This window comes from Pseudomonas parafulva (assembly GCF_002021815.1).
Taxonomy (GTDB): Bacteria; Pseudomonadota; Gammaproteobacteria; order Pseudomonadales; family Pseudomonadaceae; genus Aquipseudomonas; species Aquipseudomonas parafulva_B.
The window spans coordinates 196048-211334 of the sequence record NZ_CP019952.1 but is presented as its reverse complement, the minus strand read 5'-3'; the positions used below and the strand labels follow the sequence as shown (position 1 = coordinate 211334).

The following is a 15287-nucleotide window of genomic DNA, read 5'->3' as shown; positions in this document are numbered from 1 at the left end:
CCGCCGATGATAACAGCATCACCGGCGGCACTAGCAGATACGGATCAACAGCATGGCCGAAGCTGCCAATGACAGGCCCAGCGGGACGCCCCCGTGCGGCTGTCATGAGTGCTGGCGCGTCACTGGCTCAGGCGTTCAGAGGGTCTGCATCATCTTGCGCATGCCTGCTACATGGCGCCGGCTCACGGTCAGGGCATCACCGTCGAGCCCTTGAAGGTACAGTTGGAAATGCCCCAGCGGTGTACGTTGCAGGCGTTCGATCCGCTCCCGCGCAACCAGTGCATTGCGGTGGATACGCACAAAACGGTCGCCAAATTCATCCTCAAGCGCCTTGAGCGGCTCGTCGAGCAACACTTCGCCCGTTTCATGACGCAGGGTCACGTACTTGTGATCGGCGATAAAGTAGATGACCTGAGCGATAGGGATCAACTCGATGCCCTTGCGGGTTCTGGCGCTGATGTGGCTGCGAGGGCCACTGCCCTCGTGGCCTGGACGCGTGAGCGCGGCCAGCTGGCCGCGGTTTGGTCGCTCGGCCTTGCGCAGTGCCTCCCGAAGCGCCGGCCCGTCAACAGGCTTGGTCACGTAGATAAGGGAGGCTTGCTTGAAGGCATCTTCCCCATACTCGTCATCACCGGTACAGAACACGAGCGCAGGCGGCGCCTCACGCTCGCACAGTCGGGCGGCGACCTGCAGACCATCGAGGCCAGGCATTCCGATATCCAACAGGACAATGTCGGGTTTCAGGCTTTCGATCAGCGCAAGGGCCTCTTCACCATTGGTGGCACTTGGCTCCAGCACGGTATAACCCTCGAGTTCACCGAACATTAGGCTTAGGCGCTTGAGGTCTTGGGGTTCGTCATCAACGATCAGGACATTCATAATTGCGCTGGATTCCTGAGTGAGTCTCGCACGGTTAAAAGCGTAGACAGCTGTGTTTGAAGCGACGCTGCGTGTCACGCTCTAGACCGGTGCGATAGCCAAAGATTCACTGTGGCTGGCAGATTAGCTGCCCGCCTCTGTCAAACTGTAGACGGTCCATGGAACACTGCCGTTCAATCCGTAAAATCTCCGTTGCCTACAGCGCGCTATGCCTTTTCCTCGCGCCCACCCTGCAGGCGCCCTGCGGCACTGGGCCTAACCCTGTTATCATCGCGGCAATTTTTCGTTCACGCCTGTAATGAGTGAAACCATGAGCACTGACAAGACCAATCAGTCCTGGGGCGGCCGCTTCAGTGAACCCGTAGACGCCTTCGTCGCCCGTTTCACGGCCTCGGTCGATTTCGACAAGCGCCTGTACCGCCACGACATCATGGGCTCCATCGCTCATGCCACCATGCTGGCGCAAGTCGGTGTGCTCAGCGATGCCGAGCGCGACACCATCATCGATGGGCTCAAGACCATCCAGGGCGAAATCGAGGCTGGCACCTTCGACTGGCGTGTCGACCTGGAAGACGTGCACATGAACATCGAAGCGCGCCTGACCGACCGCATTGGTATCACCGGCAAGAAACTGCACACCGGCCGTAGCCGCAATGACCAGGTCGCGACCGACATTCGCCTATGGCTGCGTGACGAAATTGACCTGATTCTGGCCGAAATCACCCGCCTACAAGAAGGGCTGCTGGAACAGGCCGAACGCGAAGCCGAAACCATCATGCCCGGCTTCACGCACCTGCAGACGGCACAGCCGGTGACCTTCGGCCACCACTTGCTGGCCTGGTTCGAAATGCTCAGCCGCGACCATGAACGCCTGGTCGACTGCCGCAAGCGTACCAACCGGATGCCATTGGGCAGTGCTGCGCTGGCCGGCACGACCTACCCCATCGACCGTGAGCTGACCTGCAAGCTGCTGGGCTTCGAAGCCGTGGCAGGCAACTCACTGGACGGCGTGTCGGACCGTGACTTCGCCATTGAATTCTGCGCCGCCGCCAGTGTGGCGATGATGCACCTCTCGCGCTTCTCCGAAGAACTGGTGCTGTGGACCAGTGCCCAGTTCCAGTTCATTGACCTGCCCGACCGATTCTGCACCGGCAGCTCGATCATGCCGCAGAAAAAGAACCCGGACGTGCCCGAGCTGGTGCGTGGCAAGAGCGGGCGCGTCTTCGGTGCACTGACTGGTTTGCTGACCCTGATGAAAGGCCAGCCGCTGGCCTACAACAAGGACAACCAGGAAGACAAGGAACCGCTGTTCGATGCCGCAGACACGCTGCGCGATTCGCTGCGTGCCTTCGCCGACATGATCCCGGCCATCAAACCCAAGCATGCCATCATGCGCGAGGCCGCCTTGCGCGGGTTCTCGACCGCAACGGACCTAGCCGACTACCTGGTGCGCCGTGGCCTGCCGTTCCGTGACTGTCACGAAATCGTGGGCCACGCGGTGAAGTACGGCGTCGATAGCGGCAAGGACCTGGCAGAGATGAGCCTGGAAGAGCTCCGTCAATTCAGTGACCAGATCGAACAGGACGTATTCGCCGTCCTTACGCTGGAAGGCTCGGTAAATGCCCGTGATCACATCGGTGGTACGGCACCGGCGCAGGTACGTGCAGCGGTGGCGCGCGGCAAGGCGTTGCTGGCCGCACGCTAACGGCGCTGAGTGACGGGGCGGGGGCTACCCTGCCCCGTCGCTTTGCCAAAAATATTCAGATTGTTGGGGGCTGTAACACAAGCCCCCATCTGGTCGGACTAGCCCGCCGCCTCAGCGCCTGTTGCGCATCATTTCCAGGAAGGACGGCATTGCCGCTTCCTTGTCTGCGACGATTTTCGCCATGTGGGGGTTCTGCCCCATTAGTTCGAGCAATGCCTTGGCCTGAGGGAAATCTTCAAGGAAGTCGATGTTGAGCACTTTCTTGCCTACGGCGCATGCCAGGTCGACCGAGAAGCAGAACATCAGGTCGGCCAGGGTCAATTGCCCGCCTGCCACGTAAGGTGCAAAACGCCCGTTGCGCTTGAGCGTGGCAAAACCTGCCAGAAGCTCGGTGCGCGCCTTTTCCTTGACCAAGGGTTCCACGGGCATGCCAAAGAATGCTTCGGCGTAGCATGTACGCGCAGGGAGCTCGATGTACAGCTCGATCTCCTTGACCAACTCATGCACCTTCGCCTTTGCGTACGGATCAGCGGGAAGCAGCGCCTTGCCGCCCTGGGTCTGCTCGATGTAGTCGAGGATCACCGTGGTTTCGCTGAGAAAGCCGTGCTCGGTCTGCAGTACCGGCACCTTGCCCCGTGGGCTGACTTCCAGCACCTGAGGCGTCTGACCGCTGAAGAACAGGACTTCTTCGAAAGGCGCGCCCTTTTCCAACAAGGCCAATTTGACCATGTTGTAGTAGTTGCTGACAGGGAATCCGTGGAGCTTGAGCATGGTTCGACAGCCTCCGGGCCGTATGGGAATGGCAGGGCTTTTATAGCCCTTTTGGCCATCGGCTGACCAGCGTCATGCACCCGGTCAATGACCAGGCATTGCCACCACGGACGTGGCAAACTGTAGCGCCCACGACAGGAGTAATCCCATGAGCGAGCCCACCGATATCGACAATGACGATGAAGCGTTCGCCGAAGCCACGCTGACCCAGGCCATTGAAAACCAAATTGAAAGCGGCGAGCCGGCTGCGGCGAAGGCTACGTTCAACAAGCTGACACTGGTCGGGTATGAGCGCGAGGATATCCTCAACCTGATGGCCCACGTGCTGGCCTTCGAGATCGACAACATGCTGGCGCAGGACCGAGCCTTCGACAGCCAGTGGTATGAAAACGCCTTGCGCGCGCTACCCGAACTGCCTCCTGAGATGGATCAAGGCGACGACGAATAACCCGGCTACACTCCAGATTCAGGCACCCCCGCGGTGCCGCTATCCTCGTCTGGAAGTCAGGAGTCGCCATGTCCTTTTCACCCGAACTGATCGCTGAACTGGAAGTGCTTGCACTGTTCAATCTCGACAGCAGCCAGGAAGGCATCAAGATTCACAACACCGCATCCCCGACGCTCATCGCCGCCGCGCAGCGGCTGCACGAAAAAGGCCTGACCGATCAACCCGACGGGGGCTACCTGACCAGCCTGGGTCACGACGCGGTCGAAAGTGTTCAGTTGCTGCAGAACATTCTGAGAGCGCCCCAGCCGGCCTGACCTTGTGATTGACTGGGGCTGCGCTGCAGCCCCTGCTGTACATTGGCCGCGGAACACTCATTCACAAACCGTAAACTCTGTTTTCTCGGCTGCGCGTGCCTTGCCTGACCCTTGTCTCGATACTTTTACACAGACTCTATTTACCCCTCAGTGCTCCATGGGACGCTTCCAACCGCCTCCAAGCGCCAGAAACACGCCAACCTGCCCCATTGCAACCTGGCTGTTCGCAGCCGCCAACTGCGCACGCATGTCGGTATAGGTCCGCGTCGCCTGCAAGTCCGCCAGAAATGACTCACGCCCGGCCTGGTAGTACCGGTGCGTCTGGTCGGCCGCTTCCCGAGCAGACTTCTCTGCCTCGGCCAGTGCATCGCGCCGGTCCAGCAGTGCGCTGTATTGAGCCAGCCTTGTCTGGGTTTCGCGTATGGCATTGAGTACCACACCATCGAAATTCGCCAAGGCCGCCTGGGTGGACGCTTCAGCCATGCGAATGCGGGCCCGCGTGCCGTTGGTGGGGATGCTCCAGCTGATCTGCGGGCCGAAGCCCCAGCGGTTGGTCGCAGGCTCGCCCAGGTTGTCCAGGATGCCGATGGTCCCGACCTGCGCGCCGATGCTGATCTGTGGATAAAGCGCGCCGGTCGCTACACCGATATTGGCGGTGGCAGCCGCCAATTGGCGCTCTGCCTGGCGTACGTCGGGGCGACGTTTGAGCAACGCGGCGCCATCGCCCACCGGCACTAACTGAGTCAGCTGCGGCAGTTCAGAGCAATCGGCAGTTCCTGCTGGCAGCTTCTGCATGGGGACCGCCAGCAATGCGGCCAGGGTATACAGGCCTGTCTCACGTTCGGCCTTGAATCGCGGCAGCTCGGCGCCCAAAGACTTGAACTGGGTTTGCGACCGCGTCACCTGAGTTTCATCACCACGCCCCGCATCGCGCAGGCGCTGGCTGAGCTTGACGCTTTGCGCCTGTAAATCGAGCGACTCACGGGCAATGTGGTATTCCTCGTTGGCCGAGCACACTTGGGTGTAGGCCTTGACCACATCCGCCACCAGCGTGATCCGCGCCGTGTCCGCTGCGGCCTGTACCGCATCGGCACTGGCCCTGGCAGCTTCCGTACCGCGTTTGAAGGTGCCCCACAGGTCGAACTGGTAGGACGCGCTTATGATCGCCTCGCCGATGTTCGCCACAGGCACCTTCTCGGGCTGCAAGAAAGCTTCCCCAGACTCTTGCAGGCGCTGGGCACCTAGCTTCACCCCACCGTCGAAGCCTCCTTGAGATTCAGCGATGTCGACCTGCGCACGGGCCTTGGCGATGTTCGCCGCAGCCACGCGCAACTCGGTATTGGCACTCAGGGCCTGGCGTACCAGCGCGTTCAACCGCGGGTCGTGATACAACTGCCACCAATCTTCCGGCACCGGTGCCGACACCACGCTGTCGGCATCTTGGCGCAGGGGGCCGTTGAGGTCAGTGCGCTGGATTGCCGCTTCTTTGGGCAGCTCGTAGTCTGGCCCGACCGTCATGCAGGCGCCGAGCGACAGGCATAGCCCTGCGAGCATCAGCCGTTTCATGGGTGCATGTCCTCGACGATCGAGACGGTGGCGGTTCGCCCGGCAATCATGCGGAAATCCTGCGGGACTTCGTCAAAGGCGATCCGCACCGGAATCCGCTGGGCCAGCCTCACCCAGCTGAAGGCAGGGTTGACGTTGGGCAGCAGGTTGGTGCCGCTGCTGCGGTCGCGGTCCTCGATGCCGGCTGCAAAGCTTTCCACATGCCCGCGCAGGCGGGTGTTGTCGCCCATCACACGAATATCCACCACGTCCCCGATGTGAATGCCCCCCAGCTTGGTTTCCTCGAAGTAGCCATCGACGTGATAAGAGGCACTGTCGACCACCGACAGCACCGGTCGCCCGGCGGTTACGAACTCATGGTTGCGCGGCGCGCGATCGTTGAGATAACCGTCCACGGGGCTGCGCACCACCGAGCGATCCAGGTTCAACTGGGCACTGTCGACAGCCACCTGCGCCTCACTGACCGCCGAGCGGGCGCGCGCTTGGCGCGACTGGCTTTCTTCGAGCTGTTCGGCCGCGACCAGGTTGCCCAACTTACGATTACGGTTCACCTCCCGCGAGGCCTGGGCCAAAGTTTCCTGACGCTCGCCGAGCGTGGCCTTGGCCTGACGCAGCGCCAGGGTGAAACGGTCCTGGTCGATGGTGAACAGCACATCGCCACGCTTGACGGTCTGGTTGTCGCGCACCTCGACCTTCTGGATCAACCCGGATACGTCCGGGGCGATCTGGATCACATCGGCGCGAATGTGGCCATCGCGCGTCCAGGGTGCGAACAGGTAGTACACAACCATCTGCCAGACGAGTACGGCGGCAAATGTCACGACCAACAGAGTAAGGACCACACGGCCCAGGGTCAGCAAAGGTTTTTTCATGGCAGCATCAGGCTTCGACAGAAGTGGTCCACCGCACCGAGCAGCACGGCGTAGAGGGCAACGTTGAACAATGCCCGGTGCCAGACCAGGCGATAGAAGTGCACACGCACCAGTACGGCGTGGACACCCAGAAACAGCAGGTAGGTTCCAATCATCATCACCAGCAGCGTGGGCAGGAATACCCCACTGATATCCAGTTCACCGATCACAGGGGTGCTCCATCCAGGCCAGACGGTAGTTGCAGTTGCTCCGCAGGCTCGAGCATGACCTCGACGCCTGGCAGCAGCGCCAGGCGCAGGCCAGCCAGCGCATGCAACAAATGCGGGCGGGCGTCGAGGCGTTCGCAGGGCTCATCGAGACTGAGCGCCAGCCGGGCCCTTTCCATGTTGCGCAAGAGTGCAGGTGGCGCGTGCAGCCGCTCACCGGCGCGCAGGCAGGCCGCGTAATGGGCACCCACTTCAGCGACCACCAAGGCCAGTCGTTCACGGGCGACCTGACCGGCACGCGGCATGTACGCCAGCAAGTCGAGCAGGTTCAGCCCAACACGCAAGTCCCGTAGCGCCACGCTGCTGTCCTGGCCGGTTTGCGACAGGCGAGGTAAATGCTGCATCAGGCGATCGAGCATTTTTACACCCACCTTGCGATGCTCGGCCAAGGTTGCGTGCTCGGTCACCTCGACGATGTCGCGCCAGGCGAAACGGGTCATGCGCTTGGCAGCCAGCTCCACACCGAAGGGGCGCATGACCAGGGTCCAGATGAACGCGAAGAGCAGGCCAACCGGGCCGGCGAGGTTGGAATTGAGGAAGGTGAAGAAATCGGCGTCGTAGGCACCCTGGATGCTGATGAAGGTCGAGGTGTTGACGATGGTCAGCAATGTCCCTAAGTAAAAGCGTGGCTGTACCGTCAACGTGCCGATGCAGATGAAAGGCACGGCGAAGGCCAGTACCAGCATCGGGAAGTCATGCAGGTTGGGCAGCACAAGGAACAAATACAGGCTCGAGAAAATGACCGACAACAGGGTCCAGAAGAAAAAACGGTAGATCTGTGGGGCCGGGTCGTCCATCGCCGCGAAGAAGCTGCATGAGACGGCAGCCAGGATCACCGCACTGGCGCCATCATTCCAGCCCAGGCCGATCCACAGGCCGCAGGCAACGATGATGGCCAGGACGGTGGAGGTGACCGAGTAGAGCATCAGGCCCCGGTCGAAGAATGGCCGCAAGCGCGCCAGGCGCCAGTGCCGGTAAACGGCGCGCCAGGGTGTGGCGTCGTCGGTACGCAGGGCATGCTGCAAGGTACAGCAGTCCTGCCACAGGTCTACCCATTCGGTGAGCCGATAGAGCGCATTGGACAGCAACAGCTCGGCCCGTTGGTCCAGTGCAGCCGCATCCGGGCGCAGATCGTCGATCCTTTGATGCAGAGCTGCCCACCGCTGGACAGAGGGGCTGTCTGCGGTGCCCTTGAGCCATTCACGTGCAGCATCGAGCACAGGCAGGATGTGTTCAAATTGCTGCGCAGCGTGCCCTTGCAAGGCCGCCAATGCATCGTCCAGCGCGTCGATGACCGGCAGCAGGTGGATCATGCGCCCACGTAGCTCACGGGCGTTTTTCAAGGTATGGGGGCCGGTACCTTCATGGCCGAGCTGGCCGATCATCAACTCCAGTGAGTTGAAGGTCGCCACCATCGCCCCGCGCATGCCACCGACATCGACCGTGCTCTGCTGCCGGGCAAGATAGCTGTCGCTGTAGCGAATGGCATCGTTGAACCAGTTGCCTGTCGCCCCTACCACCACGGGCGCCAGCCGTCGTGGCCAGAAAATGGCCCCGACCACGGCTGCGCAGACGATCCCCAGGCAGATTTCCTGGGCCCGCGAGGAAGCCACGTCGAACACGGCCAATGGGTTATCGACCACTGCCAGGGCGATCATCGGCAAGGTATACCCGGCCAGCATGAACACGTAGTTGTTGGCCGTGCGCACATTCAGCGAGAGGAACAGCAACGTCCCCGTCCACAGGGCCACTGCGATGCTCAGCAGCAGCGGCGACTGCACCAGGGGCGGTACCAGCAGCACTGCCCCAGCGGCGCCCAGCAAGGTGCCCAGGGCGCGGTACAACGCCTTGGAGCTGGTAGGCCCCAGGAAGGGGCTGGAAACGATGTAGACGGTCGCCATGGCCCAGTACGGGCGCGGCAACTGCATGAGCAGGGCGATATATAGCGCGATCATGGAGGCGGCGAATGTGCGCACGCCGTAGAACCAATCGCGCGCCGGTGGCACCGAGCTGAAGAAGCCGTTCATGCGACCCCGCCCGTGCTGCCCAGCCCGGCTGCTTCGAATGCGCGCAGTACACGCAGCGTGGCCTGCAGGTCCTCTGGATCGAGCCGGCTCAGCACATCACCGCGCACCCTCACCAACTCCGCCTCGATGGCCTCGGCCAGCACGCGCCCTTCAGCCGTAAGGCTCAGGGCCTTGGCGCGCCTGTCCATCGGATCTTCGCTACGCAACACCAACCCGGCCCTGCACAGCTGGTCGAGCAAGCGCACCAGGGACGGGCTTTCCAGCCCGGCCGCCTGGGCGACCGCCACCTGGTGCACGCCATCGCCCAGGCGCACGATCATCAGCAGTGGCGCGGCACAGGCTTCGGAAATGCCGTAGCCGGTCAGTGCCATGTGGCAGATGCGGCGCCAGTGCCGAGCGGCAACGACCAGGCCACTGCTGACCTGAAGACGCAGAAGATCAAGGGACATGGGAATCACATATATTCATAGTTTGCTAACTATCAATATACGCCTGATGCTCCCCCTTCCGTCAACCGGGGGCGACGAAGCGCCTGCATGAAATCTTGTTCACACGGCCAGGCCAACCGCTACCCACGCCAGCGCCTCAAGGCTGAACTTGGTCTTCCAGCTTCATGGTCAGGGCCAAGGTACTGCCCATCTGCACGGCGCGATCGCGCCATTGCTGATAGCGCTCCTGATCGCGTCGACTGAAGTGCACGGCCAGTTCTTCTGCCGCCTGCACCACACCCGCAGCGGCCGCCAGTTCGAGCCAGTACAATGCCGGCTTGAGCTCCGGTTGCACATGCAGGCCGTGAATCAGCCGGTAGCCAACCTCGAAACGACAGCGTGCCTCACCCTGTTCGGCACCCTGCAGGAACCATCGGTAGGCCAGCTGCGGATCGACCTGCCATTGCATAGGGCCATCGCACACTTCTTCTTCGTACAAGTCTCCCAGCGCAGCGGCCGCATGCGACATGCCTCGCTCGAACGCCTGGCGGTAGCATTCGGCGGCCTGCGTGTAGGAACGATCCACACCTTTGCCGAAGTAGTGCTGCTGCCCCAGGTTGAACCAGGCCACGGCACTGCCCTGCAATGCCGCCATGCGCAGAAGGTGCCCGGCCAACACCGTATCAGCACGCCAGTACTTGCCATTGAGCCAGATCCAACCCAGGTCGTTCAGCGCTGCCACATTCCCCTGCAGGGCTTGCAGGCGCAGATCCTGGTAGACCGCTTGCAGGTCACTGGCTTCGTCCAGACGGCTGACCAGCATCGTCCGTTGACTGGGCATGCCGACACCTGCAAACAGCCGCTGGCGTCGGGCGACAGCGGGCGAAACGATCACCTGTGCCGGAAGCAGGCGGGCGAGCAGCGAATGGATATTGCCGACAGCAGACATGTTCATCCTCATTGAACGACGCACAACCTCAACCTTCGGCTGTGATGAGGCGTGATTCTGCGCAACAGGACGTCAAAACCTGTCGCGAACGATTCGGATGCAGGCAACCAAACGTCACTTACTTGATCTGAGCGGTCCGTGGCCAATTGCCATGCCCCTCGCGTGCCGCCATCCTAGAGCGGCAAGCCTAGACAAGGACGTTACCTTTTGCCGTTCGCCACCACTCGCGCCACCCTCAGCCGTCAGTGGGCGCTGCTGCGCCAGCTACCGGGCCGTTCTCCAGGCCTCACCAGTTCCGAGCTGGCTTGTCGGCTACGAGACCTGGGCTTTACCGTCAGCAAGCGAACCGTAGAGCGCGACCTCAATGACCTGTCGTTGATCTTCCCGCTGGAGCGCAACGACAAGAGCATTCCCTACGGGTGGCACTGGGCCGCGGGCGTTGTCAGCGAGCTGCGCGGCACCACCGATCTGCTGGCGCATCTCAAAGGAGAAGCGCTGCAAGCGCCACCGGGCGAAGGCATTGAATTGGTGGCGCGCATCAGTGACCCACTGGCGCGCCAGCTCCGAGAGGCTCCACTGAGCAGCGACATGCAGTTGATCGCCCATGACCAGGGGCATCGGCTGCGGGCCACGGTGAGCGACGGGAGCTCGTTGCGCTGGTGGCTTTTGAGCCGTGGGGACGAACTGGTGGTCGAGCAGCCTGCGCAGTTGCGCGAAGAGATCGGCAAGATTCTCAGCAACGCCGCAGCCCAGTATCTAACACCATGACCAGGGACGCTCGCATTGGCCTTGGCCAATGCGAGCGGCCAACGCCGGCGCTTGCAAGCTCAGCGCTGCATGCCCCAGCGCTTGACCGTCAGGCGCTCCAGGGTGTTGAAGACTAGCCCCTCAACCAGCAGCCCGATCAGGATGACCACCGCAAGGCCTGCGAACACCTTGTCGGTATAGAGTTCGTTGCGGTTCTGAAAGATGTACCAACCCAGGCCACCTTTGCCGCTGCTGGCACCAAAGACCAGTTCTGCGGCAATCAGCGTGCGCCAGGCGAACGCCCAGCCGATCTTGAGCCCGGACAGGATCGAGGGCAACGCCGCCGGCACCAGGATGTGCATCACCAGCCGTAGCCCTTTGAGGCCATAGTTGCGCCCGGCCATGCGCAGGGTGTTGGAAACACCCTGGAACCCTGCATAGGTATTGAGCGCCAGGGCCCAGAGCACCGAATGCACCAGGACGAAGATCAGGCTGTTGTCGCCTAGCCCGAACCACAGCAAGGCCAATGGCAACAGGGCGATGGCAGGCAGGGGGTTGAACATCGAGGTCAAGGTGCTCAGCAGGTCGCGCCCAAGCTGGGTGGAGACGGCCAGGCTGGTGAGACCAAAGGCCAGGATAATCCCTAGCAGGTAGCCCTTGAGCAAGATCACCAGCGACACGCCGACCTTGGCCGGCAGCTCTCCACTGACCAGGCCTTCCCACAGCGCGGCAGCTGTCTGCAGGAAGGTCGGTAGCAGCAGGTCATTGTCCTGATAACGGGCGACGGCTTCCCACAGCAATGCGATAACTATCAGGATGACGGCCTTGCGCAGCCAACCGTGCTGCCAGAGGCGCTGACTCAACGACAGGTCGCGTTCCACAGGCACGCTGAGCAATGGCTCCAGCTGCACCTCGTATTCCTGGCGCACAGGGGTTGTGGTCATGGCTCAAGCTCCTGATCAGTAGGCAATGCGGATGTCGTTGAAACCAATGTCATCGACTTGAGCGGGGTCGGCCGCTTCATCGAACAGCAAACGGTGTATGCGCCGGGCACTGGCCTGGAAATCGCTGCCCCCCAGGCTGCCCAGGTGATATTGGTGGCTGTGCACCTCGGCGCGTACCCGGCCGGGGTGAGGCGTGAGCAGCAAGATGCGGTTGCCCACCACCAAGGCCTCTTCGATGGAGTGGGTGACGAACAGCAAGGTGAAGCGTACTTCCTCCCACAGCAGCAGCAACTCTTCCTGCATCTTGCGCCGGGTAAGTGCATCGAGTGCGGCGAACGGTTCGTCCATCAGCAATATCTTCGGCTGCGTGGCCAAGGCCCTGGCAATCGCCACGCGCGCTTTCATGCCGCCTGATAGCGTATGCGGGTAGGCATCGGCAAAGGCTGCAAGACCGACTTTCTCCAGGTAGTGAAGCGCCCGCTCTTCAGCATCGGCCCGCTTCAATTGGCCCGATACCAACAGTGGAAACATGACGTTGTGCTTCACCGTCTTCCAAGGCGGCAACTGGTCGAATTCCTGGAACACCACGATGCGGTCCGGTCCCGGGTCGCTGACGGGTTGCCCCTGAAGCAGGATCTGTCCTTCACGGGGTTCGATGAAGCCGGCCACGGCTTTGAGCAAGGTTGACTTGCCACAACCGGATGGCCCCAGCAGGACGAAGCGATCAGCCTGATCCACCTCGAAACTGACCTGATGGGTAGCGCGTACCACCCGTTGCCGGGTGCGGTATTCAAGGGTAAGGCCCTGCACGTTCAACAACGGCGGTGCTATGGGATGGCTCAAGGTGCTGACCGTGTGGCCTGGCAATGGCGCAGTCATGGCTCAGCTCCCCTGCAGCGGGTGTTCATCCTGGAAGAAATAATCCTTCCACGACGCTGGCTTGTGCTTGATCGCGCCGACCCTGTAGAGAAATTCGGCGAGCTTGTAGGTGTTCTTTGGCGTGACGGTAAATTCGTACCGAGGGTTGTCGATCAGCTTGATGAGGCTTGCGCGGTCGATCTTAGCGTTGGTCACCCGGATGTAGGTATCGGCGGCTGCCGCCTTGTCGTTCTGGGCAAACGTGGCCGCTTCGGCGATGGCATCGACGAAGGCTCTGTACGTCTTGGGGTTGTCCTTGCGGAATTTTTCGGTGGCAAACAGCAGCGTGGGCGAATTCGGCCCAAGCAAGTCGTAGCTGTCGAGCACGATGTGCACGTTCTTGTTGGCCAGCGCCTGATCCTGGAACGGCGGGTTTGAGAAATGCCCGTTGAGTTCGGTACCGCCTGCCAGCAAGGCGGCCGTCGCATCAGGATGAGGAACCGCCAGGGTGTACTTGTCCAGGCGGTTGTATTGCTCGTCTCCCCATTGCTGCGCCGCGGCGTATTGCAGCAAGCGCGACTGCACGGACACCCCCACCGCCGGCACGGCGATGCGGTCCTTGTCGGAAAGATCCGCAATGGTCTTCACAGCCGGATTGCTGCTGACCAGGTAATACGGGAAATTGCCCAGCGAAGCCACGGCCTTGACGTTCTGTCGCCCTCGGGTTCGATCCCAGACGGTGAGCAGCGGGCCTACGCCAGCACCTGCGATATCCACCGAGCCGGACAGCAATGCGTCGTTGATGGCCGAGCCACCGGAAAGCTGTGCCCACTCGACGTCGATGTCGATGCCTTGCGCCTTGCCGTGCTTTTCGATCAGGTGCTGGTCACGCACCACATTGAGCAGCAGGTAGACGATGCCGAACTGTTCGGCGATACGAATCTTGCCTTCTGCCTGGGCGGCGGCGGGGGCCACGAGGCTGCCAATGACGAGGCTTGCGCCCAGCCCGATGCTTGCCGCCAGGCGGCTGATGGATTTGCGCATGATGGAATCCTTGTCGTCAGAACGGGGCATCGCCCTGGATGGTGGTGCGGTAGAGCTTGCGCCGCAGGTGTGCAGGGCAACCGGCAGCCAGGTGGATCAGGGAGCGGTTATCCCAGAACACCAGGTCGTGGGGCTGCCATTGATGGCGGTAGACGTTGTGCTCCAGCACGCTCAAGGCATACAGCTGCTGCAGGACATCCCGGCTTTCGTCCTCCGGCAGCCCGACGATGCGGGTGGTGAACCCTTCACTGACGAACAATGCCTGGCGACCGGTTTCGGGGTGGGTACGCACGACGGGGTGGATGACTTCCTGCACCTGAGCCAGTTGCTCGGCTGTCAGTGCAGGGCGCCAATTGCCTTCGAATCGGGTTTCGGCGTAGCGGGCTGTGTAGGAATGAGCGGCACTGCGCCCGGCTACCAGTGTGCGTAGCGCAGCGGGTACTGCGTCCCAGGCCTTGTGCATGTCGGCGAACAACGTGTCCCCGCCCTCGTCGGGGAGTTCCTGGGCATGCAGCATCGAGCCCAAGCTGGGCAGTGCCTTGTAGGAGAGGTCCGAGTGCCAGAACTTGCCCGCATCGCCCAGGCCGATGTTCTGGCCGTTCTCGATGATGTTGGAAACAATCAGGATTTCAGGGTGCCCCTGGAGCAGGAACTGCTTGAGCACATGAATCTGCAGTTCGCCAAAGCGGCGGCTGAACGCGATCTGCTGCTCAGGCGTGATGCGCTGATCGCGAAAAACCAGAACATGATGATCGAGGTGAGCGCGATGAATACGCGCGAAGTCCTGGGCATTGAGCGGCCTGGATAGGTCGAGGCCGATGACTTCGGCGCCGACGGCGCCGGCGAACGGGTGGACTTCAAAAAGTTGTGACGGCGCGCTATCGATGAGCGACAGGGCGTTCAAGGCAGCTGGCATGTTTCACTCCCACGCAGTGCGCGACTTCATGACGCGCGACGATCGGAAACGCACGGGGGACTCCCGTGTGGGTTCGAGTCGTGCGGCGCATCGATTGGTCGACGGGTACGCAGTGAGTGAACTATAAGGTCATAAGAAATATATTTTAAATACCTTTAAAGCATAACCATAGTCCGGTCTGTGCATGGGCTGGGTGTCAGATCAGGCCACTCTCTTCTTCTTCATCTATCAGGTTGTTGAGGCTGCTCAGCGCCTTGCGCGCCGTCGAACGGTTGAGCAGTTTGGCCCGGGCGCCAGGTGGCAGATCGGTGATCTTGAACACGCCTTTGGCGGTCAGGACATCGATCAGGTCTTCAAGCACCCGGATCATGTCCAGGTCGCTTTGCTTGAGCTGATTGAGGCTGTTTTCCACGACGTCATCGGCAAACCATTCCTGGATGTCGGCATGGTCGGCCGGAAGCATTTCGGTAAATTCGTCGAACGCAGCAGCTTCCACTCGCTGCAACTGGCCAGCGGCGTCGCGTTGCACGTAGAACATGGCGATGTCCCTCGT

The 15287-nt window shown here is 61.5% G+C and carries 17 protein-coding genes; 4 read left to right on the top strand and 13 right to left on the bottom strand.

The annotated features are described in order from the left end of the window. Nucleotides 1-135: 135 nt before the first annotated feature. Entirely contained in the window at nt 136-879 is a 744-nt protein-coding gene (locus tag B2J77_RS00880) for a LytR/AlgR family response regulator transcription factor (protein WP_058637037.1), read from the bottom strand. A gap of 310 nt (nt 880-1189) precedes the next feature. Between B2J77_RS00880 and argH the strand changes: the two genes are divergently transcribed. After that, a complete protein-coding gene (gene argH / locus B2J77_RS00875; RefSeq protein WP_058604679.1) occupies nt 1190-2584 on the top strand; it encodes an argininosuccinate lyase in 1395 nt (464 codons plus the stop codon). 111 nt (nt 2585-2695) lie between these two features. Here argH and B2J77_RS00870 read toward each other — a convergent pair whose 3' ends face one another. Continuing rightward, nucleotides 2696-3355, bottom strand: coding sequence for a glutathione S-transferase (locus B2J77_RS00870; protein ID WP_058637036.1), 660 nt, complete (start codon nt 3353-3355; stop codon nt 2696-2698). Between the two features lie 148 nt (nt 3356-3503). Between B2J77_RS00870 and B2J77_RS00865 the strand changes: the two genes are divergently transcribed. Then, on the top strand, nt 3504-3803 hold the full coding sequence (locus B2J77_RS00865; protein WP_058637035.1) for a hypothetical protein: 300 nt from the start codon (nt 3504-3506) through the stop codon (nt 3801-3803). A gap of 68 nt (nt 3804-3871) precedes the next feature. After that, the gene (locus B2J77_RS00860; RefSeq protein ID WP_023535777.1) at nt 3872-4117 is read left to right on the top strand and encodes a TIGR02647 family protein; all 246 of its coding nucleotides are present in this window, start codon (nt 3872-3874) and stop codon (nt 4115-4117) included. 147 nt (nt 4118-4264) lie between these two features. Here B2J77_RS00860 and B2J77_RS00855 read toward each other — a convergent pair whose 3' ends face one another. The 6 genes from B2J77_RS00855 to B2J77_RS00830 form a co-directional block, all read right to left on the bottom strand. Beyond that, nucleotides 4265-5683: an efflux transporter outer membrane subunit gene (locus B2J77_RS00855; RefSeq protein ID WP_078477806.1), complete on the bottom strand. Its 1419-nt coding sequence runs from the start codon at nt 5681-5683 to the stop codon at nt 4265-4267. Then, the gene (locus tag B2J77_RS00850; RefSeq protein ID WP_058604675.1) at nt 5680-6555 is read right to left on the bottom strand and encodes an HlyD family secretion protein; all 876 of its coding nucleotides are present in this window, start codon (nt 6553-6555) and stop codon (nt 5680-5682) included. The genes B2J77_RS00855 and B2J77_RS00850 overlap by 4 nt, the downstream gene beginning before the upstream one ends. Next, nucleotides 6552-6764: a DUF1656 domain-containing protein gene (locus B2J77_RS00845; RefSeq protein ID WP_023535833.1), complete on the bottom strand. Its 213-nt coding sequence runs from the start codon at nt 6762-6764 to the stop codon at nt 6552-6554. The genes B2J77_RS00850 and B2J77_RS00845 overlap by 4 nt, the downstream gene beginning before the upstream one ends. Then, entirely contained in the window at nt 6761-8848 is a 2088-nt protein-coding gene (locus B2J77_RS00840) for an FUSC family protein (RefSeq protein ID WP_078477805.1), read from the bottom strand. The genes B2J77_RS00845 and B2J77_RS00840 overlap by 4 nt, the downstream gene beginning before the upstream one ends. Continuing rightward, nucleotides 8845-9297 (bottom strand): MarR family winged helix-turn-helix transcriptional regulator, encoded by a 453-nt coding sequence (locus tag B2J77_RS00835; RefSeq protein ID WP_058604673.1) that lies wholly within the window; start codon nt 9295-9297, stop codon nt 8845-8847. The genes B2J77_RS00840 and B2J77_RS00835 overlap by 4 nt, the downstream gene beginning before the upstream one ends. Nucleotides 9298-9433: 136 nt before the next feature. After that, entirely contained in the window at nt 9434-10225 is a 792-nt protein-coding gene (locus tag B2J77_RS00830; RefSeq protein WP_078477804.1) for a tetratricopeptide repeat protein, read from the bottom strand. 207 nt (nt 10226-10432) lie between these two features. Between B2J77_RS00830 and B2J77_RS00825 the strand changes: the two genes are divergently transcribed. Next, a complete protein-coding gene (locus B2J77_RS00825) occupies nt 10433-10993 on the top strand; it encodes a WYL domain-containing protein (RefSeq protein ID WP_058637032.1) in 561 nt (186 codons plus the stop codon). Between the two features lie 59 nt (nt 10994-11052). Here the strand turns inward: B2J77_RS00825 and B2J77_RS00820 are convergent, their stop codons facing one another. From B2J77_RS00820 to B2J77_RS00800, 5 genes are all read right to left on the bottom strand, one after another. Beyond that, nucleotides 11053-11916 carry an ABC transporter permease gene (locus B2J77_RS00820; protein ID WP_078477803.1) on the bottom strand — a complete coding sequence of 288 codons (864 nt, stop codon included), beginning with the start codon at nt 11914-11916 and terminating at the stop codon, nt 11053-11055. Between the two features lie 15 nt (nt 11917-11931). Next, nucleotides 11932-12795 carry an ABC transporter ATP-binding protein gene (locus B2J77_RS00815; RefSeq protein ID WP_078477802.1) on the bottom strand — a complete coding sequence of 288 codons (864 nt, stop codon included), beginning with the start codon at nt 12793-12795 and terminating at the stop codon, nt 11932-11934. A 3-nt stretch (nt 12796-12798) separates the two neighbouring features. After that, on the bottom strand, nt 12799-13818 hold the full coding sequence (locus B2J77_RS00810; RefSeq protein ID WP_058637030.1) for an ABC transporter substrate-binding protein: 1020 nt from the start codon (nt 13816-13818) through the stop codon (nt 12799-12801). A 16-nt stretch (nt 13819-13834) separates the two neighbouring features. Then, a complete protein-coding gene (locus tag B2J77_RS00805) occupies nt 13835-14734 on the bottom strand; it encodes a TauD/TfdA dioxygenase family protein (RefSeq protein ID WP_058637029.1) in 900 nt (299 codons plus the stop codon). 196 nt (nt 14735-14930) lie between these two features. Further along, nucleotides 14931-15272, bottom strand: a complete 342-nt coding sequence (locus B2J77_RS00800) for a hypothetical protein (protein ID WP_058637028.1) — start codon at nt 15270-15272, stop codon at nt 14931-14933. Nucleotides 15273-15287: the final 15 nt, after the last annotated feature.

What these genes read in the sequence shown, in the direction of transcription:
- B2J77_RS00855 (WP_078477806.1), bottom strand. Translation starts at nt 5,683, where the DNA reads ATGAAACGGCTGATGCTCGCAGGGCTATGCCTGTCGCTCGGCGCCTGC.
- B2J77_RS00880 (WP_058637037.1), bottom strand. Translation starts at nt 879, where the DNA reads ATGAATGTCCTGATCGTTGATGACGAACCCCAAGACCTCAAGCGCCTA.
- B2J77_RS00870 (WP_058637036.1), bottom strand. Translation starts at nt 3,355, where the DNA reads ATGCTCAAGCTCCACGGATTCCCTGTCAGCAACTACTACAACATGGTC.
- B2J77_RS00815 (WP_078477802.1), bottom strand. Translation starts at nt 12,795, where the DNA reads ATGACTGCGCCATTGCCAGGCCACACGGTCAGCACCTTGAGCCATCCC.
- B2J77_RS00865 (WP_058637035.1), top strand. Translation starts at nt 3,504, where the DNA reads ATGAGCGAGCCCACCGATATCGACAATGACGATGAAGCGTTCGCCGAA.
- B2J77_RS00820 (WP_078477803.1), bottom strand. Translation starts at nt 11,916, where the DNA reads ATGACCACAACCCCTGTGCGCCAGGAATACGAGGTGCAGCTGGAGCCA.
- B2J77_RS00840 (WP_078477805.1), bottom strand. Translation starts at nt 8,848, where the DNA reads ATGAACGGCTTCTTCAGCTCGGTGCCACCGGCGCGCGATTGGTTCTAC.
- B2J77_RS00800 (WP_058637028.1), bottom strand. Translation starts at nt 15,272, where the DNA reads ATGTTCTACGTGCAACGCGACGCCGCTGGCCAGTTGCAGCGAGTGGAA.
- B2J77_RS00830 (WP_078477804.1), bottom strand. Translation starts at nt 10,225, where the DNA reads ATGTCTGCTGTCGGCAATATCCATTCGCTGCTCGCCCGCCTGCTTCCG.
- B2J77_RS00835 (WP_058604673.1), bottom strand. Translation starts at nt 9,297, where the DNA reads ATGTCCCTTGATCTTCTGCGTCTTCAGGTCAGCAGTGGCCTGGTCGTT.
- B2J77_RS00810 (WP_058637030.1), bottom strand. Translation starts at nt 13,818, where the DNA reads ATGCGCAAATCCATCAGCCGCCTGGCGGCAAGCATCGGGCTGGGCGCA.
- B2J77_RS00860 (WP_023535777.1), top strand. Translation starts at nt 3,872, where the DNA reads ATGTCCTTTTCACCCGAACTGATCGCTGAACTGGAAGTGCTTGCACTG.
- B2J77_RS00850 (WP_058604675.1), bottom strand. Translation starts at nt 6,555, where the DNA reads ATGAAAAAACCTTTGCTGACCCTGGGCCGTGTGGTCCTTACTCTGTTG.
- argH (WP_058604679.1), top strand. Translation starts at nt 1,190, where the DNA reads ATGAGCACTGACAAGACCAATCAGTCCTGGGGCGGCCGCTTCAGTGAA.
- B2J77_RS00805 (WP_058637029.1), bottom strand. Translation starts at nt 14,734, where the DNA reads ATGCCAGCTGCCTTGAACGCCCTGTCGCTCATCGATAGCGCGCCGTCA.